We start from the raw sequence: 26,008 nt of genomic DNA, 5'->3' as shown, positions 1-26,008 counted from the left end.
GTGTAGGGAGGAGTGGTGCGGCATGGGCGGGCGGGGTCGGCGGTGGGTGCCATCGGACGCCGGAGCAGCCGGTGATCGAGATCACCGGTCCTCGATTTTGCGTCCCGCAGTGCGGTCGGGATAAGCTGTACGAGGTTCTGACGCCGGTGACGGCGAAAGTCCGGGCCCCCATCGTCTAGAGGCCTAGGACACCGCCCTTTCACGGCGGCGACACGGGTTCGAATCCCGTTGGGGGTACGTTCCCGCCAGTCGGGACCACAAATGAATATCACGAGCATGATATCTGGCTCCGTGGCGCAGTTGGTTAGCGCGCCGCCCTGTCACGGCGGAGGTCGCGGGTTCGAGTCCCGTCGGAGTCGCTGGATGTTCGTCCCGGTGTGACACCTCCCAGGTGTTGCCGTAGGGTCGACGTCCTGGTGAGACCACTCATCGCTCGGCTCTGTAGCTCAGTTGGTAGAGCGTTCGACTGAAAATCGAAAGGTCACCGGATCGACGCCGGTCGGAGCCACCACCGAAAGCCCCGGACTTCCACGGAAGTCCGGGGCTTCGTCGTGTTCCGGGGTGGGGAAGCCACCAGGTTCTGGAAATCTGGAGGCTGGCGCGATCAAGTGCTGGATGAATTGCGAGATCCGGCGGGCAGACCTCAGGTTCTTCAGCATCTGATCGGCGGAACCCCCGGGTGTCCAGCACCAGGTTGCCGGGACCGCTGACCGTCCAGCAGGTGATCCCCGGGGGAACCCGGGGATCACCTACGGTCACGTGGGATGTCGACCGATCAGATACCGGCCGGACCCTCAGATCTGGATCGGATCCGAGCTGAGTGTCGTCGGCAGGTGACCGTCGAGCGTGCCGGTCACTTCGACCGTGACGGTCGAGCCCTGGTGCTTGCCCGAGATCTTGAACTCCGTGCCGGTCGCGCCCTCGACGGCCTCACCGTCGACGAACCACTGGTAGGCGAGTTCGGCACCCGCGGACCACTCACCGGGTTCGACCGTGATCGTCACACCGGGGCCGAAGCCCTTCTTGTGGTCGGACACGATCGTCGGGGTCGATCCTTCGACCGCGGGATCCTCGAGGAGGCCCCAGTCCTTGCCGGCCTGGAACACCTCGTCCGCGGTGAGGGCCCGGGACCAGATGGTCATGCCGGCGTAGGACGCGGGCGGGCTCCAGAACCCGATACCGGTGGGCTCCGTGTCACCACCGATGACGATCTTCTCAGCGGCCGAACCCGCAGGTGAGGTGAGCGTCCCGCCGATCGCCTCCTGCGCGACGATCTCACCGTCGAGGTAGAAGGTCGCGGTCGTCCCGTCCCAGGAGACGGCGGCGTGGTGCCAGGTGCCGACCTCGGGAGTGACCCCACCGACGTACTGGTAACCGGAGTACTCCGTGGTGCGCATGGCAAGCGTCAGCTCGCCACTCGGCAGGATGTGCCAGGACATACCGCCGGTCTGGGTGCCCGAGCACAGGTTCTGGTTCGAGCCCGGCGCGTCCAGCTTGAACACGCACTCCCAGGTGAAGTCCTGGGCGAGGTGGCCCCACTGGTCGACGAAGGCGAAGGAAGCGGCGTCGTCGCCGTCGGTCGTGAACACCGGCGGGCCGGTCTCCGCGTCCGTCCCGTAGGTCGGTTCACCCCATTCGGTGACGGCGGCGTCCTGTGCCCGGTCGACCGGGGCTCCGTCGGCGAAGTCGACGTCGATCACGACCTCCGGTGCCGGGGGAGGCACCGGGACGTCGCCGACCTCGAAACCGATCCCGAACTTGTCCCCGGCCGGCGCGGTCGGGGTCCGCAGCGTGCCGGAGGCCGGGAGTTCGTCGACCAGTTCGCCGTCGATGTACAGCGAGAGCGTCGCACCGTCGTAGGTGGCCAGTGCGTGGTGCCAGGTATCGAGGTCGAGCGTCCGGTCGGAGTCGGCGATCGTGTACCCGCTCGCACCGGTGAGGGAGGCGTAGAAGCCCAGTTCGGTGCCCGACAACAGCGCGAACGAGGCGCCCCCGGCCTCCGTGACCGAGCACAGGTTCCCGGACGTGGCCGGGGCCTGGAGGGAGAAGACGCGCTCGAAGGCGAAGCCGCCCTCGGCGATCTCCGTCCAGGCGTGGTCGAAGGGGACGGTCACGGCGTCGTCGCCGGTCGAACGCATGGTCGGCAGCCCGAGTGCGGCGTCCTCACCGAAGAGGGGTTCGCCCCAGGTCTGTCCGGTGGCGCCTGTGACGTGCTCGGTGGTGGTCCCACCGGCGAAGTCGACGTCGAGGACCCGCGGTGAACAAGCCGTGAACCGCGGCCCCGTCCGCGGCCCGGACGTGGGTGCGGCCGCGATGGGTATGACGACAGAATGGCCCCGTGAATTCCACCCGGGCCCCCGGCGTCCTCGCCATCACGATCACCGGCGTCCTGTGGGGCACGACCGGCACCGCCGCGACCTTCGCCCCCACGGCGGGCCCGCTGGCCATCGGCGCCGCCGCGCTCGGGATCGGCGGGTTGCTCCAGGCGCTCATCGCCCTGAAGTCCCTCCGTCGCGCCCGCTCCCACCTGCGTCGACGTGCCGGGATCATCGCCCTCGGCGCGCTCGCCGTCGCGATCTACCCGCTCGCGTTCTACTCCTCCATGCACCTGGCCGGGGTGGCGGTCGGCTCCGTCGTCTCGCTCGCCTCGGCGCCGCTGGCCTCCGGGGTGCTCGACCGGTTCGTCAACGGCCGTGCGCTCAGCCGCTGGTGGATGCTCGCCGCCGGACTCGGCATGGTCGGCGGCCTGCTGCTGTGCCTGGCCGGACCCGAGGCCCACGGCCCGGGCATCTCCGCCGCGCTCGCCGCCACGTCCGGATCCGCCGCCGAGGCGCCCTCCGCGTCCCTCACCACGGCACTCGGCATCGGGCTGGGTCTCCTCGCCGGTCTCACCTACGCGACGTACTCGTGGGTGGTCCACCGCCTCATGGGGGACGGGATCCGGCGATCGGCCGCCATGGGCGCGGTGTTCGGCGGGGGAGGCCTTCTGCTGCTCCCCGTCCTCCTCGTCACGGGTGCCCCCTTGGTGGCGAGCGGGACGGCCTTCGGGGTGGCCGCGTACATGGCGCTCGTGCCCATGTTCCTCGGCTACCTGCTCTTCGGGTTCGGCCTCACCCGGGTACCGGCGAGCACGGCGACGACGATCACGCTCGTCGAGCCGGCGGTCGCCGCGGTCCTCGCGGTGGTGGTCGTCGGCGAGGTGCTCTCCGCCCTCGGCTGGGTGGGACTCGGTCTCATCGGCCTCGTGCTCCTCGTCCTCGCACTCGCCCCGACGACGGTGGAGGAGCGGACCCGGCCGCGCTGTGCGGTGCGGCCGCGCTATTCCGTCGAATAGCGCGGCCACGACACATATCGCGTCGACGGTGATTCGGGGCTCATCGTGGAATACACACTCCGGCACCACGGTTGGCCCCGGAGTACGCCCGTGATCCGGAAACCCGGCACCCTCCCGACGAAAGCAGACATCGCATCGTGACCCTCCCGCTCAGCATCCTCGACCTCGTCTCCATCCCGGAGGGCTCCACTGCCCGTGACGCCATCGAGGCGTCGATGCGGGCGGCCGAACTGGCCGACCGCCTGGGCTACACCCGCCTGTGGTTCGCCGAACACCACAACACGGAGAACCTCGCCTCGTCCGCGACCGCGCTCCTCATCGACCAGGCGGCCACGCGGACCGAGCGGATCCGGGTCGGCGCCGGCGGCGTCATGCTGCCCAACCACGCGCCGCTCATGGTCGCCGAGCAGTACGGCACGCTCGCGAACGTCCACGGCGACCGCATCGACCTGGGCCTCGGTCGCGCACCCGGGACCGACCGGATGACCGCACAGGCGCTCGCCCGGTCCTCGGCCGAACCGCAGGCCTTCGCCGGGAACATCCACGACATGCAGGGCTGGTTCGGATCCGAGGGGACCGGGCGCAGCATGCCGATCGCCTCGGCCGTCTCCGCCGGGACCGAGGTACCCATCTGGGTGCTCGGCTCGACCGTCAACGGCGCGGCGATCGCCGGCCAGTTGGGACTGCCGTTCTCGCTCGCCAGCCACTTCGCACCCGACCAGATCGACCAGGCGGTGCAGGTCTACCGCGACAGCTTCACCACCGAGTCGCCCACCGCCCGGATCGAGGAACCCCGGGTCATGGCCGGCATCAACGTGCTCGCCGCCGACACGGATGCGGCCGCCGAGCGCGAGTACACGTCCCTGCAGCAGATGTTCGCCGATGTCGCCACCGGCCGCCGCCGCAAGCTCCAGCCGCCGGTCGACCCGGGCAGCCTGCCCCTGCCGGTCAACCCGATGCTCAGCATCTCCGCCGTCGGCTCGCCGACCACGGTCGTCGACGAGATGGAGACCTTCGCCGAGCGGATCGGCGCCGACGAGCTCATCACCGTCACCTACGCCTTCGACCCGGCCGTCCGCGAACGCTCGCTGGAGCTCGTCGCCGACGCCTGGTTCTGAAGGCCCCCTTCCCACACGCGAACCGCCGCCGAAGTGCCCCGGACAGGGCACCTCGGCGGCGGTTCGCGTACGCGTGGGGAGGTCAGCCGCGGCGGCGGCTCATGACGACCGCGCCGGTCCCGGCCGCGGCGAGCAGCAGGCCGAGGCCCACGTACGCGGCGATCTCGACGCCGGTGCGGGGCAGTGCGCCGGTGTCGTCACCGGACGCGGTGTCCGTCGAGCCGGAACCGTCACCGGTGTCGTCGGTGGGCGTGGCCGTCTCCGACGGTGCGGTGGTGGGCTCGGCGGAGGGTGCCTCGGTCGCGGGGGACTCGGTGGGGACGTCCGCGGTGGGCTCGGTGGTCGGCTCCGGAGTGGTGCCCTCGTCGGTGCGGTCGAGGGTCTCCGCGGTGAGGACCCAGTTCTCGACGAAGAAGTCGGCGGGGTCGATCACCTCGTTCTCGACGGTCCAGTCGATGATCGACTCGCGGATGGGTAGCAGTTCGTTGTAGACCTCCTCGAGGTCCTCCACCGGGAAGCCGCCGCCACCCGACTGCCGGTAGTTGTTGATCGCGAGAACGAACTCGTCGTCCTCGGCGACCGGCGTGCCGTCGGCGTGACGCAGGTTCTCGATCCGCTCGCCGACCGGGCGGGAGATGTTGATGTCGTAGTCGACACCGGTGATCGCGTCGTAGTTGTAGTCGGGGATCTCGCGGCCGTCGGCCTCGATGTAGGCGTTCGTCACCGCGGTCGGATCGAAGTCCGCGCCCTCCTCGACCTGCTGGAAGTAGCGGGCGGAGAACTCGAGGTAGTCGCGCAACTGGGCGCCGGTCATCGTCACACCGGAGAGCGTGTTGTCGTAGATGTAGAGGCCGGCCATGTCGCGGACGGTCACGTCACCCTGTGGGAAGACGGCATCGCGGCTGAACGGGGAGGTCTGCGCGAGCACGGGCAGGTTTGCGTACTCGGTGTCGGCGATCCCTGCCTGGACGTTCTCGGTCATGACCATCCCGACGAAGTCCATGATCGCGGTGTCCTCGTAGCGGCTGGTCGCTCCGCTCATGGTCTCCGTCGCGGTGCCGATCCGCTGGTTCACGTAGTCGACGGTGGCCGCGTGGTGCGTGTCCAGCGTGTCGATCATCTCCGGGTCCTCGGCGACGTCACCCTGCAGGTAGTGGGGGACGACGGAGGGGACGGAGTCCGTCCAGTCGACGGTGTACTCCCCGTCGGCCACGGGGTCCGGGACGAGGGTGAGGTCGACCTCGCTCACGGACCGCGACCAGTAGTTCGGCTGGGTGATGAGCGCCTGCGACCCGTCGGCGCGGGTGACGATCTCCTCGGGTTCGTCGCGGTGGGTGTGGCCGGCGATGACGAGGTCGATGCCGGGCACCTCGGTGGCGATCGAGGTCGCGACGTTCTCGTACAGGGCAGCGGGGTCCCAGGTCTGGCTCTCCGGGTCCTTGCCGGTGTGGGACAGGGCCACGACGAGGTCCGCGCCGGCGGCTTCCAACTGCGGGACGTACTCCTGGGCGGCGACCACCGGGTCGATGAACTCGACCTCGCCCTCCAGGTGCTGCTTGTCCCAGATGCGGGACCCGGGCGTCGTGAGGCCGAGGACACCGATCTGCACGGTCTGCCCCTCGACGGTCCGCTCGATCATCGCGGTGGGCTGGGAGTAGGGCTCGCCGGTGTCGACGTCGAGGGCGTTGGCCGCGAGCACGGGGTAGTCCACCGCAGCGGTGTAGTGGTCGAGCATGTCGAGGCCGTAGTTGTACTCGTGGTTGCCGACGACCTGGGCGTCGTAGCCCATGAGGTCGCCGGCCAGCGCCATCGGGTGGTCCTCGCCCGTCTCGGTCACGGGCGAAGTCGCGGAGTAGTAGCTGGTGAGGGGGCTGCCCTGGATGAAGTCACCGTTGTCGAACAGGAGCACGGACTCCTCGCCGCGCTCGGCGCGGATGCCGTCGACGACGGTCTTCGCGCGGGACAATCCGAGTTCCTCGCCCGCGGGGTAGGGCGCGTCGGAGAAGTAGTCCCAGTTCAGCGCGTGACCGTGCACGTCGGTCGTCGCGAGGACGGAGAGGGAGAGGGAATCGGTGGGGGAGGGCGCCTCGGGAGCGGGGGTCGGCTGTGCGAGTGCGCCGGAGGTGGCGGGGAGGGTGATGACTGCGGCCGCGAGGAGCGCGGCGGGGATACGGAGTCTCATCATGGTTATCAGACTATTCCCATTCTTCGTCGAGCGTGCGTCCAGGTGGTGACGGAGGGGTGAACGGCTCGCGTGAGACAGGGCGCACACACGGCACCGTCCGCGCCTAGGATTGGTGCGCCGTCACGATCAGGAGGTACCCATGTCCGCACCCCTCGAGTTCGACCCGGAGGAGCTCGATACGATCCGCGCAGAGTCCGCCCGTGCCTACGAGCTGGACCGCGCCCACGTGTTCCACAGCTGGTCGGCCCAGAAACAGATCACGCCGATGGTGGTCTCGCGGGCACAGGGCTCCTACGTGTACGACGAGGACGGCCGCCCGTACCTGGACTTCAGCTCCCAGCTGGTGAACACGAACATCGGCCACCAACACCCGGTCGTCGTCGACGCGATCAAGTGGCAGGCGGACCTCATCACGACGATCAACCCGGCCCACGTGAACGCCGCCCGCTCGGAGGCCGCCCGCCTGGTGGTGGAGCGGACGCCCGAGGGGCTGGACCACGTCTTCTTCACGAACGGCGGGGCCGACGCGATCGAGCACGCGATCCGCATGGCCCGCCTGCACACCGGTAAGCACAAGGTGCTCTCCCGGTACCGCAGTTACCACGGTGGCACCACCCTGGCCATCAACGTCACCGGCGACCCCCGCCGCGTCCCCAACGACACCGGGGACGCCGGCACGGTCCACTTCTTCGGGCCTTTCCTCTACCGCTCGGAGTTCGACGCGAGGACCGAGGCCGAGGAGACCGCCCGCGCCCTGCGCCACCTGGAGCGCACCATCCAGTTGGAGGGACCGGACACGATCGCCGCCCTCGTGTTGGAGTCAGTGCCGGGTACGGCCGGTGTCATGGTCCCCTCGGTCGAGTACATGCAGGGCGTGCGCGAGCTGTGCACCCACTACGGGATCACGTACATCGCCGACGAGGTGATGGCCGGTTTCGGTCGGACCGGGAAGTGGTTCGCCTTCGAACACTTCGACGTGGTGCCGGACCTCATCACCTTCGCCAAGGGTGTGAACTCCGGGTACGTCCCGCTCGGTGGCGTGGTCATGAGCGATGCCGTGTACGACACCTTCGCGGACCGGCCCTACCCCGGTGGCCTCACCTACTCCGGCCACCCCTTGGCGTGCGCCGCGGCCGTCGCGACGATGACGGTCATGGCCGACGAGGGCATGGTGGAGAACGCCGCGCACCTGGGCGAGACCGTGGTCGGACCCCGTCTGCAGGCGATCGCCCAGGCGTCCCCGATCGTCGGCGAGGTCCGCGGCACCGGCCTCATGTGGGCGATCGACCTGGTGAAGGACAAGGACACCCGCGAGGAGCTCAGCCCCTACGGCGGGTCCTCACCGGAGATGAACGCGGTGGTCGGCAAGCTCAAGGCCGGGGGCATCCTGCCCTTCGTCAACTTCAACCGGCTGCACATCGTCCCGCCGCTGAACATCAGCGAGGACGAATTGAACGCCGGCCTCGACGTCTACGAGCGAGTCCTCACGGAGGGATGAGCGACGCGGGACTTCCAGTGTGGACTTCCGTGGCGTCCGAGGAGGTCCGAAACGCCACGGAGTCCACACTGGAACTTTTCCCGAGGTGCCCTCCGCTCGACGTTCACCGGGTGAAACGCACCTCGGGGTCGGTGAGGCAGTGGACGATCGCAGGGCCCTCGTACGACAGGGCCTCCTCGAAGGCCTCCCGGAAGTCCTCCGTGCGCTCGACCCGGGCGCCGAACCCGCCGCAGGCCCGGGCGAAGGCCGCGAAGTCGGGGTTCTGCAGGGCCGTGCCCGACTGCCGGCCGGGGTAGTGCTTCTGCTGGTGACCACGGATCGTGCCGTAGACGCTGTTGTCGTTCACGACGATCGTCACGTTCGCACCGTGCTGCACCGCGGTGGCGAACTCCTGCCCGTTCATCATGAAACATCCGTCCCCGGCGATCGAGAACACCGTCCGCTCGGGGAACACGAGAGCCGCCGCGACCGCGGCCGGGACGCCGTACCCCATCGAGCCGTTCCGGGGGCCGAGCGCCGAGGGGAACTCGTGCACCGGCAGGTACCGCGCCGCCCAGCCGGAGTGGTTGCCCGCCCCGTAGGTGATGATCGCGTCCGTCGGCAACAGGTCCCTCACCTGGGCGAACGCTGCGTCCATGTCGACGTACGCCGGGTCCGCGTCCGGCCTGGCACCGGGCTCCCGCCACGCGAGGAACCGCGTACGGGTCTCCGCGATCCACGGCAGGGACCCGACACCACCGACCGCCGCGGACATCTGCCCGGTGCCTTCTCCCGCTGCCGAGGCGCACTGCCCTCCGGACACCGCCTCGGCGAAGGCCTCCGTGGTCGACACGATCTGCTGGTCGATCCGTCCGTGGTGACCGAGAGCATCGGGGTCCCGGCCGATGACGATCGTCGTGTCCGGCGTGCAGCCGAGGGCGTACGAGTTCGTGGGGACGTCGGCGCGGACGCACCCGAGCCACACCTGGAGATCGGCGGAGTCGAGGACCTCGCGGGTCCCGGACCAACTGCCGAACCCGAGTGCGCCGAGGTAGTGCGGGTGCGCGTGGTCGATCCCGTCGTAGGCGCGGAAATCGGCGATGATCCCCATCCCGAGCCCGGCCGCCCAATCGGCCACCGCTGTACTCGCCCCGGGCGTCCAGGACTCACCACCGACGACGAGGACGGGGCGCTCGGCCGCGGCGACCGCTGCCTCGACCGCCTCGATCTGGGCACGCGTCGGCGCAGGTGAGGGGACCGCACGCGGTGTGACGGTGCGGCCGTCCGTCTCCACGTGTTGCGGGTCCTCGGGCAGTCCGACGATGACGGGACCGGGACGGCCGGAGACCGCGGTGTGCATCGCGTCGGCGACCACCCGCGCGGCCGAGGTGGGGTCGTCGAGGACGAGCACCTTCTTCGCCGTCGTCCCGAACCACCCTTCGAGACTGAACTCCTGGAAGGCGTGGCGACCCCGGTGCTCGGTGGGCACCAGACCGACGAAGACGACCATCGGGGTGGCGTCCTGGAAGGCATTGTGGACGCCGACCATGACGTTCGCCGCGCCCGGGCCGCGCGTCACCATGGCGATGCCGGGGCGACCGGTCATGCGCCCCTCGGCGGCGGCCATGTACCCGACCCCGCCCTCCTGGCGGCACACGACGGTGCGGATGTCGGAGTCGTGCAGCCCGTCGAGGACGTCGAGGAAGGACTCCCCGGGCACGCAGTAGACGCGTTCGACCCCGTGGCGGGCGAGCTGACGGACGACCAGGTGCCCCGCGGAGCACGGATCGGGGGTGGAGGGCGCCTCGGGAGCGGAGGACTGTGATGTGGGGGAGGTCATGCCCCGGAGTCTAGGCACGGAACGCGCGGCGAGGGCAAGACGGACGCGCTGTGTGGTGTGGCCGCGCTATTTCATCAAATAGCGCGGCCACACCACACAGCGCGTCCAGAACCGGCGTCGGTGCTTCAGAAGCGGTGGGGTGCCGGGGTTCGGGCGGCGTCGGACTCAGTCGATCCCGCCGGGGTTGAGCACCCGCTGGAGGAAGGTCCGCGTGCGCTCGTGCTGCGGTGCGCCGATGACCTCGGCCGGATCGCCCTGCTCGACGACCACGCCACCGTCCATGAAGACGACCTTGTCGGCGACCTCGCGGGCGAAGCCCATCTCGTGGGTCACGACGATCATCGTCATGCCCTCGTCGGCGAGGTTGCGCATGACGTCGAGCACCTCGCCCACGGTCTCCGGGTCGAGCGCGGAGGTCGGCTCGTCGAACAGCATGAGGCTCGGCTGCATCGACAGCGAGCGGGCGATCGCCACGCGCTGCTGCTGACCGCCGGAGAGCTGGTCCGGGTAGCGGTCCGCGAAGGACTTCATGCCCACCTTGTCGAGGGCGTCGAGGGCGATCCGCTCGGCCTCGGCCTTCGGCTTCTTCAGCACCTTGATCTGCGCGGCGGTGCAGTTGCCGAGCACGGACATGTGGGGGAACAGGTTGAACTGCTGGAAGACCATGCCCACGTGGCGGCGCATGACGTCGAGGTCGACGTCCGGGTCGGTCGCCTCGAACCCGCCGACCTCGATCGTGCCGGCGTTCGCGGTCTCCAGGACGTTGATGCACCGCAGCAGCGTCGACTTGCCCGAACCCGAGGGCCCGATGAGGCAGACGACCTGGCCGGGGTCCACGCGCATGTCGATGCCCTTGAGCACCTCGACCTTGCCGTAGGACTTGTGGAGGTCGGTGATCGTCGCACCCGAGGAGTCGACGACCAGCTCCGTGTTCTCGCTCATGTCACTCACTTCCGGCTCCGCGTGTTGCTGCGCTTCTCGAAGGTCCGGGCCAGCCAGCCCAGGGGCAGGGTGATGACCAGGTAGCAGGCACCGGCGACGACGAGTGGCGTCAGCCCGGCCGCCGGCTCCGTGATCGCCTCACGACCCCACTTGGTGAGCTCGTACTGCGCGGCGGTGACACCGAGCAGGTAGACGAGTGAGGAGTCCTTGGTCAGCAGGATGATCTCGTTGGTCAGAGGCGGCAGGATGATCCGGAAGGCCTGCGGCACGACGACGGTCATCATGGCCCGCGTGTGGCTCATGCCCAGCGACCGGGCCGCCTCGTACTGACCCTTCGGGACGGCCTGGAGGCCGGCGCGCAGGGTCTCGGCGATGTAGGCGGACTCGACGATGCCGAGCGCCAACATGACCGTCACGAGGGTGCCGAAGTGCACGCCGAAGGCCAGCGGGATTCCGAACCCGAGCGCGATGAAGACGAGCAGCGCGGGGATCCCGCGGAAGAACTCGATGTAGACCGTCGCGATCCACCGGTAGGGCGCGACCGAGCTGATCTTCATGAGCGCGAGCACGACACCGAGGAAGAGTCCCAGCACGAAGCCGAGCGCCGTGTAGACGAGCGTGTTCTTCAGTGCCGTGAGGATGACGCCGGGGAACTGGTCGGCGATCACCTGCGGATCGAAGAAGACGCGGAAGATGGTGCCCCAGTCGGCGACGAGGGCGATGACGAGAACCGCCACGCCGAGGATCCCGTACTGGATCCCGCGCGACAGTTTCGCCCGTTGGCGCATGGTCAGTGCCATGGAACGTACTCCTGGTGGATGGTTGCGTGTTCCCGCGCCCGAGGCGCCCTGCCCGCAGGGCGATCACCTGCGGTGATCTGCCCGGGGGAAGGGCACCTCGGGGGCGGAGTGGTGGGAGGAGATCAGCCCTCGAGGGAGAAGGCCTCGATCTCCTCGTCGGAGATCCGCGCGGCGTCCGCGACGTCGCCGAACCACTCGTCGACGAGCGAGTCGTACTCCCCGGACTCGCGGAGGCCCGACATGGTCGACTCGATGCTGTCCATGAGCTCGGTGTTACCGAGCTTCACGGCGGCACCGAGGACCTCGCCGGTCTCGAAGTCCTCGACGAGCTGGAGCTCGTCGTTGGCCTGGGTGGACGAGTAGATGGTCGAGACGTTCGCGATCGCGGCGTCGACCTGGCCGGAGCCGATGGCCTGGTTGAGCAGGCCGACGTCCTCGAACTGGACGGGGACGGTGCCGGCCTCCTCGGCGTAGGCCTCGCCGGTGGTGGCCTGCTGGACGCCGACCTCGACACCCTCGAGCTCGTCGATCGAGGAGATCCCGCTGGACTTCGTGGCCATGAGGGCCAGGTTGTCCTTGAGGTAGGGCTTCGAGAAGTCCATCTTCGTCGCGCGCTCCGGCGTGATGGCCATGCCGGAGAAGACGAAGTCGCACTGGCCGGACTCGAGGGCGGTGCCGGACTGGATCGCCTCGAAGGGGGTCGTGATGACCTCCAGCTCGAGGTCCAGGTCGGTGGCGACGGCGGTGGCGAGGTCGATGTCGAAGCCGACGTTCTCCCCGTCCTCGACGTACTCGAAGGGCTCGTAGGGGATGTCCGAGCACATGGTGAGCTTGCCGGCGGTGACGTAGCCGCCTTCCTCACCGGATCCGGACGAGTTGCAGGCGGTGAGGGTGAGCAGGCCTGCCGCGGCGATCGCGGCGAGGGAGAGAGAACGCTTCATGAGAGGAGTCAGCCCTTCAGGGGTACGGCGTGGCGGGAGGATCCCGCCGAGTTGACGCGAGGAGAAAGGTTACCTGCGTCACAACGGCGTGATCCAACCGTGGCCGCTGCGGGCGTGTAAAAGGTACGTGACGTCCGCGGCGGTTCAGGAACCGTCACATGGTCAGACCCTGCGGTTGGGGTGCCGGGGCGCGGGCGGCGTCAGACGCGAGCGGCGTCGGCGACCTCGCCGAACCACTCGTCGACGAGCGCGTCGTAGTCGCCGGACTCCTGGAGGGCCGCGAAGGTCTCCTCCCAGGCGGTCATGAGCTCGGTGTTGCCCTGCTCGACGGCGGCGCCGATCTGCTCGCCGGTCTCCAGGTCGGCGGCCATCATGAGGCCCTCGTTCGCGGCGACGGAGGTCGCGACGATCGAGACGTTGGCGATGACGGCCTCGGTCTGGCCGGTGAGCACCGACTGGACCTGGAGGGCGGCGTCCTCGAACTGGACGACGGTCGCGCCGTTGTCGGTGGCGAGGTCCTCACCGGTCGTGCCCTGCTGGGCGCCGACGTTCAGGCCCGCGATGTCCTCGAGACCGGCGATGTCGGAGCCCTCGGCGGTGAGCAGCGCGAGGTTGTCGTTGAGGTAGGGCGCCGAGAAGTCCATCTTCGAGGCGCGCTCGTCCGTGATCGCCATACCGGCGAGCACGATGTCGCACTGGCCGGAGGTGAGTGCCACGCCGGACTCCAGGGTGTCGAAGCTGACGGAGACGGCCTCGTACTCGACGCCCATGTGCTCGGCGAGTGCCTTCCCGAGGTCGATGTCGAAGCCGACGAACTCGTCGCCCTCGGCCACCTCGAAGGGCTCGTAGGGGGCGTTCATGCAGTGCACGAGCTTCCCCTCGGTGTTCAGCGGGCCCGCGGCCGCTTCGGTCTCGCCGGAGCCACCGCAGGCGGCCAGGGCGAGTGCGGAGCCGGCAGCGAGCGTCGAGAGGGCGATCTTGGTGAAGGTGGTCATGGTTCCCCGTTCCGGTGCGGTCGGTGGGGCATCGACCGGATCATCCGCTCGTCCACCCCAGTACATACCTATGCAACGGTACGGGGGTGAATGAATAAATATCCAACTTCGTGGTTGGAATCACGTGGTCCTCTCGAAACACCGTCCGCAGGGTGGACGGGCGGGGTTCACACCTCGACGACGGTGCGGGCCCGCCGGCGGGTGGCGCGGCGGGAGAGGAGCTGCGCGAGGCCGAGCACGAGGACGCCGGCGACGGTGAGGCCCATGCCGGCGAGGGCCGGCGCGCGGTACCCGAGCCCGGCGGTGACGACGAGGCCGCCGAGGAACGCCCCGAAGGCGTTGGCGAGGTTGAACGCGGCGTGGTTCATGGCCGCGCTCATGGAGGGGGCGTCCGGGGTCTCGCGCAGTAGGCGGGCCTGGAGGGCCGTGGTGAACATGGACGAGCCGATGCCGATGGTGCCCACGCACAGGATCGCGACCCAGGTGACCTGGGTGAACAGTCCGAACACGAGGAGGACGACGCCCATGATGATGACGCCGGCGAACGCGGAACGGTCGACCGAGCGGTCCACTGCGGGACCGGCGACGAGGGAGCCGACGGTGATGCCGACGCCGAACAGCGCGAGGATCCACGGCATGACGCCGAGCGGGACGCCGGTGATCTCCGTGAGGGTCGGCGTGATGTACGTGTAGAGGGCGAACATGCCGCCGAAGCCGACGGAACCTGCCAGGAGTGGCAGCCACACCTGGGTGCGGCCGAGGGTCCGGAACTCGCCGACTACGCTCGACGGAGTGTGCGGCACGTGGCGCGGGATGCAGGCGAAGAGCGCACTGAAGGACAGGACGCCGAGGAGCGCGACGAGCCCGTAGACCGTCCGCCACCCGAGTCCGTTGCCCAGCGCCGTGGCCGCCGGGACGCCGACGATGTTCGCGACGGTGAGCCCGAGCATCACCCGGGCCATGGCGGTGCCGCGGCGGTTCGGGGCGACGAGGCGGGCCGCGACGACCGCGCCGAGACCCAGGAACCCGCCGTGCGGCAGGCCGGACACGAAGCGGGCGGCGAGCAGGGTCGACATCGAGGGGGCGACCATGGACAGGAGGTTGCCGCCGATGAACACCGCCATGAGCACGAGCATGAGCGTGCGGCGGTTCCACCGGGAGGTGAACATCGCGATGAGGGGCGCGCCGACGACGACGCCGATCGCATAGGCGGAGACGGCGTGGCCGGCCTCGGGGACGGTGGTGCCCAGGCCCTCGGCGATGAGCGGTAGCACGCCCATCGACGCGAACTCCGTGACGCCGATCCCGAACGAGCCCGTCGCGAGCGCGAGGATCGCGAAGGCGGCGACGCGGCGGGGGACGGGCGCCTCGGCGGTGTCCGTGGGTGTCGTCACCTGGGCCGGCGCTGGGGCCGTCGGGTGCTCGGGCGGGCGGGACGAGGGCATACGTCTCCTGGGGGAATCGTCGTCGAGGGGTGCACGGTGGGGCCCGCCGGTGTTCGGCGCTCGCTGGTGATCGATCGACACGGACCGTGCCCGTCCAGGCTACGCGCGAGTGCCTGCCGTGCACACCGTCCCGGACCGGGGGAGTCACATGACATCCCACACGTGCCCCGGGTATTGCCCGCGTCCTCCCGGTCCCGTTAGGTTGTTCAACAATTTGCGCCCACGTGGTCCCGCAGCGGCCCCACGACCCACGGGCGCTTTCTTCTTTCTCCCGTTCCCCCTGCGAAAGTCACCGTCATGCCCGACGACACTCCTGTGCGCCCAGGCGCCACCGACACCTCCGGGGACTCGCCCGGCGTGGAGCCCGCCGACCGGTCCGTGACGGATCGGGTGAAGGCCGGGGCCGGGCGGTCTGCGATCCTCGGCGCGATGTTCCTCATGGCCACGAGCTCCGTGGACCCCGGCTTCATCACGCAGACCACGGTCTTCACCGTCCAGCTCGGTGCCGCCTTCGTGCTCGCGATCGTCGTGTCCGTGGTCGTCGACATCTGTATCCAGCTCGACGTGTGGCGGGTGATCGGTGTGACCGGCCTGCGCGCGAACGAACTGGGCAACCGTGTCCTGCCGGGGATCGGCTGGGTGCTCGCCGCCCTCGTGTTCATCGGTGGCGTCGTCTTCAACATCGGGAACATCGGTGGGACGGGGCTGGGCCTCAACGCACTCTTCGCCTGAGCCGGCCGAGCTTCCTCGGGATTGCGAGGTCGATGTCGTTCGACGGGTCATTTGTCTCGTAGTCCTGCGTGACTGCGAGACAAATGACCCGTCGAACGACGTTTTGGTCGTAGGCGCGGGTCGGCCCCGTCGGCTCCGGCGACTCAGTCGGGCAGGAGCGTGAGGAGTTCCGCGCGGGCGCGATGGAGATAGTCACGCATGCGCTCGGCCGCCGCGGCGCGCTCGCCCGCTTCGAGGAGGTCGACGATCGCGGCATTGCGCTCGACATAGGGCTCGTGGAACCCGGTGGACACCGCGGCCGCCCGGTGGAAGGCCAGTCGCATGAGCGCGAGTGCCCGTCCGGCGACGGCGTCGACGTACGCGGACCCGGCCGCCGCGACGATGGTGCGGTGGAACTCCTGGTTCGCCTCGGCGAGGGACGGAACCGTGGAGCCCGCCACCGTGTCGGCCTCGGCGCCGTCGGGGGCGAGGGAGTGCCCCGAGGACGGGGAGGACGTGCCCGGTCGACGGTTGTCGGCACGGTCACGGGCGGCGCGGGCCGCGTCGACGCAGGTGCGGAGGGCCGGGACGTCGAGATCGGGCGCCCAGAGGAGAGCCGCGGGTTCGAGCAGGGTCCGCAGGCGGAACACTTCGTCGATGAGGGCGCGGCCCGGCGAGGCGACGAACACCCCGCGGTGCGGAACCCGGTCGACGAGTCCGTCACCGTCGAGGGCGGCGAATACCTCCCGCAGCGTGTTCCGGGAGACCTGCAGGTCCGCCGCGAGCCCCACCTCGCCCAGTTTCTCGCCAGGGCCCAGCGCGCCCGAAGCGATCCGCTCCCGGATCACCCGTTCGGCCACGCTCGCTGCCGAGTCGCCCGGCGACGTCCCGACATCCGTCGACCTTTCCGGTGTGCTTCCGGGTGGGACAGGACTCGTCGCGGCGGTCATCACCGGGTCGCTTCCGGGTCGTCCACGGGTTCGACGACCGCGAGGGTCGTGCCGAGTTCGACCGTGTCCCCCGGGGACAGATCGGCACGCCGGACACGCCCCGCGATCTCCGTGGTGACGGGCGATTCCATCTTCATCGCCTCGATGACGGCCACCGTGTCACCGGCCGACACGGTCGCTCCGTCCTCGACGGCCCAGGACACGAGCGACCCCGCGTAGGGGCTCGTGACGGTGTTCCCGTCGCGACGGGCACCGGACGCCCGGCCACCTGTTCCGGATGCTCCACCGGCCGTGCCCGCTGCCAGCGCCGACACGAATTCCGGGGGCAGACCGAGTTCGTGGCGCTCGCCGTCGATCTCGATCGTGAACGTCGCACGCCCCGAGTCGCCGGTGCCGACCCCGTGGTCGGCACGCCGCGCCCGCTCGGCCAACTCCTCCACGGCGTCCGCGAAGTCCGTCTCGATCCAGCGCGTGTGCACCCGGAACCGGGAACCCTGTTCCCCTGCTCCCGGTTCCCCGTCTCCCGGGGCACCCGCGGCGGGGGAGTGCCCGGGGGAGGACGCCTCGGCGGCGGTGGTGCCCCGGGCGGCTGTGAAGTCGGGGTGGTCGACGAGGGCGCGGTGGAAGGGCAGGACGGTCGCCACGCCTTCGATGACGGTCTCGGCGAGGGCGTCGCGGGCGCGGGCCAGCGCCTGCTCGCGGGTCGCACCCCACACGATGAGCTTGGCCATGAGCGAGTCGTAGAAGCCGGGCACCGTGCCGCCGCTGGTGACACCGGTGTCGGTGCGCAGGCCGGGGCCGGTGGGCGCCTCGAAGCGGGTGACGGTGCCGGGGGAGGGGACGAAGCCGCGGGCGACGTCCTCGGCGTTGAGGCGGAACTCGAGGGCGTGGCCGGTGGCCGGGACCATGCCGGTGTCGGGGTCGACGGGGAGGTCCAGCCGCTCACCGGCGGCGATCCGGAACTGCCAGGCGACGATGTCGACGCCGGTGGTCGCCTCGGTGACGGGGTGTTCGACCTGGACGCGGGTGTTGACCTCGAGGAAGGAGACCGTGCCGTCCTCGGCCACGAGGAACTCGACCGTGCCGGCGCCCACGTAGTCCGCCGCGGCGACGACCTCGCGGGCGCCGCGGACCACGGCCGCCCGCTGGTCGGGGGTGAGGAAGGGGGCGGGCGCCTCCTCGACGAGCTTCTGGTTGCGCCGTTGCAGGGAGCAGTCCCGCAGGCCGAGGACGACGACCTGGCCGTGGGTGTCGGCGAGGACCTGCGCCTCGACGTGGCGGGGGCGGTCGAGGAACTTCTCGACGAAACACTCGCCCCGCCCGAAGGCCGCCTGCGACTCCCGGACCGCGGAGGTGAACGCGTCCTCGACGTCCTCCATGCGCCGGGCCACCCGCATGCCGCGCCCACCACCCCCGAAGGCGGCCTTCACCGCGATCGGCAGGCCGTGTTCGGTGGCGAAGTCACGGGCGTCCTCCCAGCCGGTGACGGGGCCGTCGGAGCCGGGAGCGAGCGGTGCGCCGACCGACCGGGCGATCTCGCGGGCGGCCACCTTGTCGCCGAGCACGTCGATCGTCTCCGGATCGGGCCCGATCCACGTGAGCCCGGCCGCGCGGACGGCCCGGGCGAAGTCCGCGTTCTCCGCGAGGAACCCGTAACCGGGGTGGACGGCGTCCGCTCCCGCGCGGGCCGCCACGTCCAACAGCGCCGGGACGTTCATGTACGTGTCCGCCGCCGAGGTGCCCTGTAGTCGGAACGCACGGTCCGCGACCCGGGTGTGGAGGGCGTCGGCATCGGCGTCCGAGTACACCGCGACCGAGGTGATCCCCGCGTCACGGGCCGCGCGCGCGATGCGGACGGCGATCTCGCCGCGATTGGCGATGAGGACGGTGGTCATGGGGGACTCTCCTCGGGGTGTGGGGCGGGACGTGGGGTACGGAGCGTGTGCGGGGGTGGCAGTGTCGGTCGGGGGAGCGTCCCACGTGAAGGTGAGGGTGTCGCCGGGTGCGAGCCCGGCGGCGGCGTCGACCTCGGAGGCGACGAGCGTCGCGATGACGGGATAGCCACCGGTGACGGGGTGGTCACGGAGGAACAGGACCGGTTCACCCCCGGGCGGGACCTGGAGACAGCCGGCCACCATCCCCTCGCTCGCGAGTTCGACTCCCTCGTACCCGTCAGCGCGGCGGAGAGGTGCCGCCTGATCGACTGTGCGCAGATCGGCGTCTGCGGGGGACTCGGACGCCGATCCGCGCACACTCGATGAGTCGGATGCGCCCTCCTGGGGCGTGGGGCCCTGAGGTGAGAGGCGGAGTGCGGTGCGGTTCGAGGCGGGGGAGACACGCCAGGTCGTCGCGCAGAGTCGATCGAGTTCCCCGGGGGCGAACCAGTCGTCCCGCGGTCCCGGCACGATCCGGAGGCGGGCGGTGGACCCTGCCGCGGAGGCGCGGGAATCAGGTGCTGAGGAATCGCGGGTTCCGCCGGCGGACTCCGCTGAGTCTCCAGCACATGATGTGGCGGGATCAGCGATCGCGACCACTTCGCCGGGTGGGCGTCCGACGCGGAGTTCCTGACCGGCCCTGAGCGGGTCGGGGCCGAGGCCGGAGAGGACATCGGTGGCGGCCGATCCGAGACTCCGACATGCCTCGACCCCACCGCGGACGGCCACGTACACCCGTGCACCGGCGGTGGTCCGGCCGATCGACAACCGGGATCCGGCGGGCACGACGAACGGGGTGCCCCCCAGGACCGGGGCCTCGTCGAGGTGCAGTTCGGCGCTCGCCCCCGTGACGGCGAGGACCAGGTCGTCGACGGCCCGGACGACCAGGCCCCCGAGCGGGTTCTCCAGGACGGCGGCACCCGCCGGATTGCCGACGAGTGCGTTCGCCCGGCGGGCGGCGGACCGGTCGGCCGCGCCTCCGGGGCTCACCCCCATGTCGCCGGCCCCGGCGCGGCCCAGGTCCTGGACGAGGGTCTGCAATCCGGTCGCCTCGATACGGAAACCGGGGCGTGCGGGGGTGCCGGAACGGTCGCTGTCGTGGGCGTCGGGCCCCGGAGGTTCTGTGGAACCCGTGGCGGGTATTCCCGTGTCCCGTTCCTCCGGGTTCCGGCCCTCGGCATGAGACGACGTGGTGTGGGGAGTGGAGGGCGCCTCGGCGGAGTCGGCGCGGGTCCGGAGCGATTCCCGCACGGCGCGGTAGCGGACCCGGTCGCCGGGTGCCAGGAGTGCGGGCTCGGAGCGGGACTCGTCCCACATCGCCACGTCGGTGCGCCCGATCAACTGCCACCCGCCAGGAGAGGCCAGCGGGTAGACGGCGGAGAATCCGCCGGCCAGGGCCACGGACCCGGCGGGCACCGCGGTGCGGGGCGTGGCGCGCCGCGGCGTGTCCCAGGTGAGAACGGGGTCGACGGGGCTGCAGTAGGCGAACCCGGGTGCGAACCCGCCGAAGGCCGCGACCCACACCTGCTCCTGGTGGCGGGCGACGAGCGCCGGGGCAGACATGTTGTAGTGGGCGGCGAGGTCCGCGAGATCCTCCCCGTCGTAGACGACCGGGATCTCGACCTCTTTCCCCGCCGCCGAGGCGCCCGCGGACACAGGACGGCGCCGCACCTCGTCCAGCACCTCCGCCAGGCGACGGGGGCCGTCAGCCGTCACGAGGACGGTGCGGGCGGCCGCGACCAGGTCGACGACCCCGGCAGGCCTGCGTGCGCCGAGGTCGGCGTGCCAGGCCATGACGGCCTCGAGGTCGTCGAACTCCAGGAGGGCGGCACGGTCCCCGACGGGTCGGACGCCGCGGAGGGGGAGGGTCATGCGAACGCCTCGATACGGATACCCGCCTCGGTGAGGGCCGCGCGGACCTCGCAGGCCATCGCGACGGCGCCGGGGCTGTCGCCGTGGATGCAGATCGAGGAGGTGTCGAGGTGGACGACGGACCCGTCGCGGGCGAGGACCGTGCCCTCGGTGGCCATGCGGACCACGCGGTCGCGGACGGCGGCGGGATCGGTGACGACGGCCCCCGGTGAGCGGCGGGAGGCAAGCGTGCCGTCGGGTTCGTAGGCGCGGTCGGCGAAGGCCTCGCGGACGACGGGCAGGCCGGCATCCTGCGCGAACCGCGCGGCGACGGCGCCCGGGAGAAGGAGGAGCGGGAGATCGGGGGAGAAGGCACGGACCCCCTCGACGACGGCGCGGGCGTGGGCCTCGTGGTGGACGATCGTGTTGTAGAGCGCGCCGTGTGGCTTCACGTAGCGCACCCGGGTACCGGCCGCGCGGGCCAGCGCATCGACGGCGCCGACCTGGTAGAGGACCTCGTCGGCGAGTTCGGCCGGGTCGTAGTCGACGAACCGGCGGCCGAAACCCACCCTGTCCTGGTAGGCGGGGTGGGCGCCGACGGTGACGCCGCGTGCGGCTGCGGCGCGGAGGGTCCGGGCGATGCCGTGGGGGTCTCCGGCGTGGAACCCGCAGGCGACGTTCGCCGAGGAGACGAGGTCGAGCATCGCGGCGTCGTCACCGACGGACACGCCCCCGAAGGACTCCCCGAGATCGGAGTTGAGGTCGATGGTGGGGGTGGGCACGGGGGATCTCCTCGTCGAGACTCACGGGTGGGACGGTGTACGCGGGTGGGACGGCGCACGGTCGAAAGATTGTTCAACAATCCTACTCCTCGACGTGATCTGTGCAACCCCTGCCGGGCGGCGTCCTACTCAGCCCTGAGCAGCGGTGGGGTGCCGGGGATCGGGCGGCGATGAACTCAGCCCAGGAAGGCGCGGATCTCGTCGAGATGGGCGGCGGTGAGGCACTCACGGGCCCAAGGGGCGAGGATGAGAGTGGAGGTGTCGGGGCCGGCCTCGGCGGAGACCTCGGCGGCGAGGGCGGCCCGGGTCTCCGGGTCCTTGGAGTGGTGGTCGTCGATCCACAGGATCCGGTCAGGGATGGTGTCGTCCGCGGCCGCGCTCGTCAGGTGGGCGCTCACCGCCGCGCGTTTGCGCTCCATGATCTGCGGGGAGTTCGAGTAGTCGATCGGCACCTCGGGCAGGGTCAGCCAGAGAACTTCCGGGAGGCCGAGAGTGCGGAAGAGTGCGGGTGCGTCGTGTTCCCAGGTGCTCACGGTCGTGACGGTGGTGTCGGGGTGGGAGAGCCGTGCGCCGAGGTCGGCGATCACCCCGTCGTCCCAGGACACCGGGACGAACCTTCCGTCGGCCACGCGGACGTCCGCCGACCGACGGCCTGGTGGGAGGGGCGGGGTCGGCTCCATCACGAGGACGCCGTCGATGTCGAGGAACACATGGGTACGCATCCGTTCAGGATGACCCGGAACCGGGGTGACGGGAAGGCCGGGCCCGCGTGGCGAGACCAGGCGCACGGGCCGGCCCGTGGGATCTCCGCAGGCCCTGTCGGAACCGGCCACGACCTGGCATGCTGAGCAGGCCGGGCCGTCGGTGGGAGATCACCCCTCGTATCATCCCCTACCGATGGTTCCGGGGTGTGTTCCGCGGTGAAGTGGACACGCCCGGGCGCGTGGTGAACGGTTCCCGATGTAGGTGATTTCACAGGGCGGAGCAGGCTCACCGGCGGTAATATCTCTCAAGTGATTACCCATATGTAATTATCTTTCCGGTGGAAAGCAGTTGAACCGGACGTACACCACGACCGACCATCCCCGGCGGCCGTCCACCGCAGTCCTCGACCCACAGGTGACAACCCATGCAGACAGACGCACCCGTTCTCATGAACTCCGCGACCTTCCGTGCGACCCGCGAATTCCTCGGCCTCTCAGACAGCTGGCTGGCCGATCATCTCGGCGTCTCCCCGCGTACCGTGCGCAAGTGGGGGACCGGCGAGTCGCCCGTGCCCGTCTCGGTGTCCGAGGAGCTCACGGTCCTCGCCGACCGCACGTCCGAGGTCGTCGAGCGCTACACCCGGCAATTCGCCGACAACGAGGAGCGCTGGCCGATGACGATCCCGCGCAACGCCGACCAGGTCCACCAGTGGCACCACGATCCCGGCATGCCGGTCGACTGGTGGCGCAACCTCGCCGCCCGCGTGTGCGAGCGTGTGCCCGGCCTGTGGCTCGACTGGCCCGAGGCCCGCTGACCGAATCGCCGCCCGCGCCCCGGCACCCCACCGCTGAGCCCGACGCCGCCCGCGCCCCGGCACCCCACTGCTGAGTCCATCGCTGACCCTGCCGGCGGCCTCGCCGCCCGGATCGCAGCCCTCCCCTTCCCGCTCCCGAGGCGCCTGCCGAGTGCGCGTCACATGTGCACTCCGCAGGCGCCTCGTTGGCGTCGTGGTGCGGCCCGACGGGCCGTCTTGAGCTGATGAGGGGGCTGTGGCGCAGGCCGGGCCCTTTTCCCACTATGTGGACCGATGTTCACTTCGTGAGACGTCGGCGTACTGTCGTGCCTCGTCCATTCCGCGCCACTCACGCTTCCTCGAGGTACACATCCATGTCCGTGACGAACGACCAGGCCTCTGCGGAGGTCACGACGACCGGCGACAGCGCCAAGGTCGCCGCCGCCCGCAAGGCGAACACCCCGGGGCGTGTCCTCACCGCCTCGATGGTCGGAACGACGATCGAGTTCTTCGACTTCTACGCCTACGCGACGGCATCCTCGCTCGTCTTCCCGGCGCTCTTCTTCCCCAACCAGACGTCGACCACGCAGTTGCTCGCGTCCTTCGCGGTCTTCGGTGTCGCCTTCGTCGCCCGGCCGCTCGGCTCGGTGCTGTTCGGGCACTTCGGTGACCGGATCGGACGGAAGAAGACGCTCGTCGCCTCGCTGCTCATCATGGGCCTGGCCACCGTCCTCATCGGTGTGCTGCCGACGGCACATGCGCCCGGCTGGTTGATCCTCGCGCCACTGTTCCTCGTGATCCTGCGGTTCGCCCAGGGGCTCGGTCTCGGTGGCGAGTGGTCGGGTGCGGCGCTCCTGGCCACCGAGAACGCGCCGAAGGGCAAGCGTGCGCTGTTCGGCATCTTCCCGCAGCTCGGTGCGCCGGCCGGCTTCATCGGCGCGAACCTCGTGTTCCTCGCGATCGCCGCCCTGGTCTCCGAGGAGGCGTTCCTGAGCTGGGGTTGGCGTGTGCCGTTCCTGCTCTCCGCGCTGCTCGTGGCCGTCGGTCTGTACGTCCGGTTCCAGCTCATGGAGACCCCGGCCTTTCAGAAGGCCGAGGAGGCCCAGAAGGTCGCCAAGGCGCCACTCGGTCAGGTGTTCCGGACCAGCTGGTGGCCGCTGATCCTCGGCACCATGGCGATGGTCGGCACCTACGTCGTCTTCTACTTCATGACCTCGTTCACCCTCACCTGGGGTTCGTCCCCGGCGACGGTCGAGCAGGCCGCTGCGGCCGCCGCGGCTGCCGGGAACTCCTTCGATCCGACCGGTTTCGTGCCGGGTCTGGGGTACGAGAAGACCGAGTTCCTCACCTACCTCATCATCGGCGAGCTCGCCTTCGCCGCGGCGATCTTCGCCTCCGGGTTCCTCACCGACCGGTTCGGCCGCAAGAGGATCCTGCTCATCGGCACGGCCCTGTCGATCGTCTACGGGCTCGTCGCCCAGCCTCTGTTCACCGCCGGGACGGCAGGGGTCGTCGTCGCGCTCGTCGTCGGTTTCGCCTTCGTCGGCCTCACCTTCGGCCCGATGGCCGCCTTCCTGCCCGAACTCTTCCCGGTCAACGTCCGCTACACGGGTTCGGCGATCGCCTACAACATGGGCTCGGTCATCGGCGCGGGCCCCGCGCCCTTCGTGCTCATCGCCCTGTGGCAGAACGAGGGCGGGTCGATCTGGTCCGTCGGTGTCTACGTCGCCCTCGCCTCCGCCGTCTGCGCCGTCTTCATCGCGCTGTGCCGCGAGACGAAGGACGCCGACTACGAGAACGAGATCGCCTGACGGTCTCCCCACCGTCGACCGGGCGCTTCCTGCTGTCGAGCGGGCGCTCCCTGCCGTCGACTGGGCAGTAGATCCCGCCGCCGAGGTGCCCTGCACGTGACATGCCACGTGCAGGGCACCTCGGCGGCGGTTCTGTGTCGGGCAGTGCCCAGTGGGCGGGAGGGAGCGCCCACTCGATGGGAGGAACTGCCCAGTGGACGGCTCTGGTCGCTTCTGTCGTTCCACATGACGGTTTGCGCGCGTGGTGCGGGTCGCGCGGCGTGACGGTACCCACCACTCGTCGTCACGTGTTCTTGGTCACAGGCGAGTGCGCGCGGGCCTTGTTACTCGCGAGTAAGTCTTTCCGGTCTGTGGAATGCGGATGAATGGAGGGTGAGCCGATGTTGTCCTCGGGGCATCGGACGGAGGTGCGGGAACTGCGGCTTCGCCTGTCCTGACCTGCATAAATGCCACATTCTGCGGCCGAGGCCGGCGCCCCGGGGCGGACGCGGAGCGCGCGGGGTGTGAGTGGGGGTGGGGCGCCTCGCCGGCGGGAGGGCGGATCCTTCGGATTTGGAAGGGTTGCCCGCGATATGGGCTGTGAGCAAGGCGATGCCTGTTCCGGGTCCCATTTCGGCCGAACCAGTCGTAACGTCGATTTCACACGACGGAAACTTTCGACCGCGGTCCGGCCGCGCTCGGGTCCCGTGAGGGGACAGGACGGGGAGAGGGAGCGAGATGGCTGTTCTGGTGGCGGTGCTCGGTGTTCTGGCAGGTCTGCTGGTCATCACGTGGCTGGGGAACCGGTTCGTGCGGCAGCTGGCGGAGCGGTCCGCGCAGGCGCCCTCCGGCGTCCGGAACCGTGACCGCGGGAGCGTGACGATCGGCGGTAGCGCGGGACCCGACGCCGTGGTCGCGACGGTCGGGGCACCTGCGCCGGTCCGTTTCACCGGTCGGTCGTGGCACTATGCGACGGACGTCGACCCCGACCTGTTCCGCACCCAGATCCACCGGTTCATCCTCGGGGAGGACGAGCACTTCGACGGACTCGAGATCATCGAGGAGACCGAGCAGCACATCCGCTACGGACTGCTCGGGCGGCCGCGCAGCACATTCTCCCGTGCGCTCGGGAAGCTCACCGGCCATCTGCCGCGCTACGACTGGGAGGCCGTCGTCGTCATGCCTGACGAGCGGAACCATCGCGTCGTCTTCGGGTTCACCGACTGGCACATGGACGAGGGCAAGGAGCGCGGGCAGTACGCCATGCGCAAGATCAAGTACCGCGTCGACGCGACCGTCCGTGCCTGCGATCCGGCCGCCTTCGTCACCGAGAAGGACGCGACGCCGATCCTCTGGATGTGACACCGCGCGGAACGTGAGTTGCAGGAAACGGTGTGAGATGTCGTGTGCGCACA

General features: G+C 70.1%; 18 protein-coding genes, 3 tRNA genes and 2 pseudogenes. 10 read left to right on the top strand and 13 right to left on the bottom strand.

Annotated elements, in window-relative coordinates:
• Nucleotides 1-164: 164 nt before the first annotated feature.
• The 3 genes from AAD496_RS12920 (at nt 165) to AAD496_RS12910 (ending at nt 511) form a co-directional block, all read left to right on the top strand.
• Nucleotides 165-237, top strand: a tRNA-Glu gene (locus AAD496_RS12920).
• Nucleotides 238-285: 48 nt separating this feature from the next.
• Nucleotides 286-359 (top strand) — tRNA-Asp (locus AAD496_RS12915).
• Between the two features lie 76 nt (nt 360-435).
• Nucleotides 436-511, top strand: a tRNA-Phe gene (locus tag AAD496_RS12910).
• Between the two features lie 283 nt (nt 512-794).
• On the opposite strand, the gene AAD496_RS12905 is transcribed toward AAD496_RS12910, so the two are convergent.
• The gene (locus AAD496_RS12905) at nt 795-2,138 is read right to left on the bottom strand and encodes a LamG domain-containing protein (RefSeq protein ID WP_349829210.1); all 1,344 of its coding nucleotides are present in this window, start codon (nt 2,136-2,138) and stop codon (nt 795-797) included.
• Nucleotides 2,139-2,338: 200 nt separating this feature from the next.
• Here AAD496_RS12905 and AAD496_RS12900 point away from each other — a divergent pair, with 200 nt between their 5' ends.
• Together AAD496_RS12900 and AAD496_RS12895 are read left to right on the top strand one after the other, a co-directional pair.
• A complete protein-coding gene (locus tag AAD496_RS12900; protein WP_349829209.1) occupies nt 2,339-3,334 on the top strand; it encodes an EamA family transporter in 996 nt (331 codons plus the stop codon).
• A gap of 137 nt (nt 3,335-3,471) precedes the next feature.
• Nucleotides 3,472-4,452, top strand: a complete 981-nt coding sequence (locus tag AAD496_RS12895; RefSeq protein WP_349829208.1) for an LLM class flavin-dependent oxidoreductase — start codon at nt 3,472-3,474, stop codon at nt 4,450-4,452.
• An 82-nt stretch (nt 4,453-4,534) separates the two neighbouring features.
• On the opposite strand, the gene AAD496_RS12890 is transcribed toward AAD496_RS12895, so the two are convergent.
• Nucleotides 4,535-6,637, bottom strand: a complete 2,103-nt coding sequence (locus AAD496_RS12890) for a bifunctional metallophosphatase/5'-nucleotidase (protein WP_349829207.1) — start codon at nt 6,635-6,637, stop codon at nt 4,535-4,537.
• Between the two features lie 139 nt (nt 6,638-6,776).
• On the opposite strand from AAD496_RS12890, the gene AAD496_RS12885 reads away from it, so the two are divergent.
• Nucleotides 6,777-8,135 (top strand): aspartate aminotransferase family protein, encoded by a 1,359-nt coding sequence (locus tag AAD496_RS12885; protein WP_349829206.1) that lies wholly within the window; start codon nt 6,777-6,779, stop codon nt 8,133-8,135.
• A gap of 103 nt (nt 8,136-8,238) precedes the next feature.
• Here AAD496_RS12885 and AAD496_RS12880 read toward each other — a convergent pair whose 3' ends face one another.
• The 6 genes from AAD496_RS12880 to AAD496_RS12855 form a co-directional block, all read right to left on the bottom strand.
• Nucleotides 8,239-9,954, bottom strand: coding sequence for a thiamine pyrophosphate-dependent enzyme (locus tag AAD496_RS12880; protein ID WP_349829205.1), 1,716 nt, complete (start codon nt 9,952-9,954; stop codon nt 8,239-8,241).
• Nucleotides 9,955-10,119: 165 nt separating this feature from the next.
• A complete protein-coding gene (locus AAD496_RS12875; RefSeq protein ID WP_349829204.1) occupies nt 10,120-10,896 on the bottom strand; it encodes an amino acid ABC transporter ATP-binding protein in 777 nt (258 codons plus the stop codon).
• A 5-nt stretch (nt 10,897-10,901) separates the two neighbouring features.
• The gene (locus AAD496_RS12870) at nt 10,902-11,696 is read right to left on the bottom strand and encodes an amino acid ABC transporter permease (RefSeq protein ID WP_349829203.1); all 795 of its coding nucleotides are present in this window, start codon (nt 11,694-11,696) and stop codon (nt 10,902-10,904) included.
• 122 nt (nt 11,697-11,818) lie between these two features.
• Nucleotides 11,819-12,637: an ABC transporter substrate-binding protein gene (locus tag AAD496_RS12865; RefSeq protein ID WP_349829202.1), complete on the bottom strand. Its 819-nt coding sequence runs from the start codon at nt 12,635-12,637 to the stop codon at nt 11,819-11,821.
• A gap of 200 nt (nt 12,638-12,837) precedes the next feature.
• Nucleotides 12,838-13,632, bottom strand: coding sequence for a transporter substrate-binding domain-containing protein (locus AAD496_RS12860; protein WP_349829201.1), 795 nt, complete (start codon nt 13,630-13,632; stop codon nt 12,838-12,840).
• A gap of 167 nt (nt 13,633-13,799) precedes the next feature.
• Entirely contained in the window at nt 13,800-15,077 is a 1,278-nt protein-coding gene (locus AAD496_RS12855; RefSeq protein WP_349829200.1) for an MFS transporter, read from the bottom strand.
• Nucleotides 15,078-15,374: 297 nt separating this feature from the next.
• On the opposite strand from AAD496_RS12855, the pseudogene AAD496_RS12850 reads away from it, so the two are divergent.
• Nucleotides 15,375-15,800, top strand: a pseudogene (locus AAD496_RS12850) (hypothetical protein); the annotation flags it as partial.
• Nucleotides 15,801-15,952: 152 nt separating this feature from the next.
• Here the strand turns inward: AAD496_RS12850 and AAD496_RS12845 are convergent.
• The 5 genes and pseudogenes from AAD496_RS12845 to AAD496_RS12825 all read right to left on the bottom strand — a co-directional run bounded on the left by AAD496_RS12845 (nt 15,953) and on the right by AAD496_RS12825 (nt 22,027).
• A complete protein-coding gene (locus AAD496_RS12845) occupies nt 15,953-16,648 on the bottom strand; it encodes a GntR family transcriptional regulator (protein WP_349829199.1) in 696 nt (231 codons plus the stop codon).
• A gap of 89 nt (nt 16,649-16,737) precedes the next feature.
• Nucleotides 16,738-18,633, bottom strand: a complete 1,896-nt coding sequence (locus AAD496_RS12840; protein WP_349829300.1) for an acetyl/propionyl/methylcrotonyl-CoA carboxylase subunit alpha — start codon at nt 18,631-18,633, stop codon at nt 16,738-16,740.
• A gap of 96 nt (nt 18,634-18,729) precedes the next feature.
• A pseudogene (locus AAD496_RS12835) lies at nt 18,730-20,544 on the bottom strand (5-oxoprolinase subunit B/C family protein); the annotation flags it as partial.
• Nucleotides 20,541-21,305, bottom strand: coding sequence for a LamB/YcsF family protein (locus tag AAD496_RS12830; protein ID WP_349829198.1), 765 nt, complete (start codon nt 21,303-21,305; stop codon nt 20,541-20,543). The gene AAD496_RS12830 and the pseudogene AAD496_RS12835, both read right to left, overlap by 4 nt.
• A gap of 176 nt (nt 21,306-21,481) precedes the next feature.
• Nucleotides 21,482-22,027 (bottom strand): HAD domain-containing protein, encoded by a 546-nt coding sequence (locus AAD496_RS12825; RefSeq protein ID WP_349829197.1) that lies wholly within the window; start codon nt 22,025-22,027, stop codon nt 21,482-21,484.
• Nucleotides 22,028-22,434: 407 nt separating this feature from the next.
• On the opposite strand from AAD496_RS12825, the gene AAD496_RS12820 reads away from it, so the two are divergent.
• From AAD496_RS12820 to AAD496_RS12810, 3 genes are all read left to right on the top strand, one after another.
• Complete coding sequence (locus AAD496_RS12820; protein ID WP_349829196.1) at nt 22,435-22,824, top strand: helix-turn-helix domain-containing protein; 390 nt, start codon at nt 22,435-22,437, stop codon at nt 22,822-22,824.
• A 353-nt stretch (nt 22,825-23,177) separates the two neighbouring features.
• Nucleotides 23,178-24,614: an MFS transporter gene (locus tag AAD496_RS12815; RefSeq protein ID WP_349829195.1), complete on the top strand. Its 1,437-nt coding sequence runs from the start codon at nt 23,178-23,180 to the stop codon at nt 24,612-24,614.
• Nucleotides 24,615-25,331: 717 nt separating this feature from the next.
• Nucleotides 25,332-25,955: a hypothetical protein gene (locus AAD496_RS12810; protein WP_349829194.1), complete on the top strand. Its 624-nt coding sequence runs from the start codon at nt 25,332-25,334 to the stop codon at nt 25,953-25,955.
• The last annotated feature ends 53 nt before the right edge of the window (nt 25,956-26,008 follow it).

Origin of the sequence: Brevibacterium litoralis (assembly GCF_040212315.1) — a bacterium.
GTDB lineage: Bacteria > Actinomycetota > Actinomycetes > Actinomycetales > Brevibacteriaceae > Brevibacterium > Brevibacterium litoralis.
Note: the sequence above shows the minus strand (reverse complement) of the source record. Positions and strands in the feature narration are given on the sequence as shown.

Excerpts from the sequence above, each read along its gene's own strand:
- AAD496_RS12815 (WP_349829195.1), top strand. The coding sequence starts at position 23,178 with ATGTCCGTGACGAACGACCAGGCCTCTGCGGAGGTCACGACGACCGGC.
- AAD496_RS12810 (WP_349829194.1), top strand. The coding sequence starts at position 25,332 with ATGGCTGTTCTGGTGGCGGTGCTCGGTGTTCTGGCAGGTCTGCTGGTC.
- AAD496_RS12905 (WP_349829210.1), bottom strand. The coding sequence starts at position 2,138 with ATGCGTTCGACCGGCGACGACGCCGTGACCGTCCCCTTCGACCACGCC.
- AAD496_RS12855 (WP_349829200.1), bottom strand. The coding sequence starts at position 15,077 with ATGCCCTCGTCCCGCCCGCCCGAGCACCCGACGGCCCCAGCGCCGGCC.
- AAD496_RS12885 (WP_349829206.1), top strand. The coding sequence starts at position 6,777 with ATGTCCGCACCCCTCGAGTTCGACCCGGAGGAGCTCGATACGATCCGC.
- AAD496_RS12840 (WP_349829300.1), bottom strand. The coding sequence starts at position 18,633 with ATGACCACCGTCCTCATCGCCAATCGCGGCGAGATCGCCGTCCGCATC.
- AAD496_RS12870 (WP_349829203.1), bottom strand. The coding sequence starts at position 11,696 with ATGGCACTGACCATGCGCCAACGGGCGAAACTGTCGCGCGGGATCCAG.
- AAD496_RS12820 (WP_349829196.1), top strand. The coding sequence starts at position 22,435 with ATGCAGACAGACGCACCCGTTCTCATGAACTCCGCGACCTTCCGTGCG.
- AAD496_RS12880 (WP_349829205.1), bottom strand. The coding sequence starts at position 9,954 with ATGACCTCCCCCACATCACAGTCCTCCGCTCCCGAGGCGCCCTCCACC.
- AAD496_RS12860 (WP_349829201.1), bottom strand. The coding sequence starts at position 13,632 with ATGACCACCTTCACCAAGATCGCCCTCTCGACGCTCGCTGCCGGCTCC.
- AAD496_RS12890 (WP_349829207.1), bottom strand. The coding sequence starts at position 6,637 with ATGATGAGACTCCGTATCCCCGCCGCGCTCCTCGCGGCCGCAGTCATC.
- AAD496_RS12875 (WP_349829204.1), bottom strand. The coding sequence starts at position 10,896 with ATGAGCGAGAACACGGAGCTGGTCGTCGACTCCTCGGGTGCGACGATC.
- AAD496_RS12865 (WP_349829202.1), bottom strand. The coding sequence starts at position 12,637 with ATGAAGCGTTCTCTCTCCCTCGCCGCGATCGCCGCGGCAGGCCTGCTC.
- AAD496_RS12825 (WP_349829197.1), bottom strand. The coding sequence starts at position 22,027 with ATGCGTACCCATGTGTTCCTCGACATCGACGGCGTCCTCGTGATGGAG.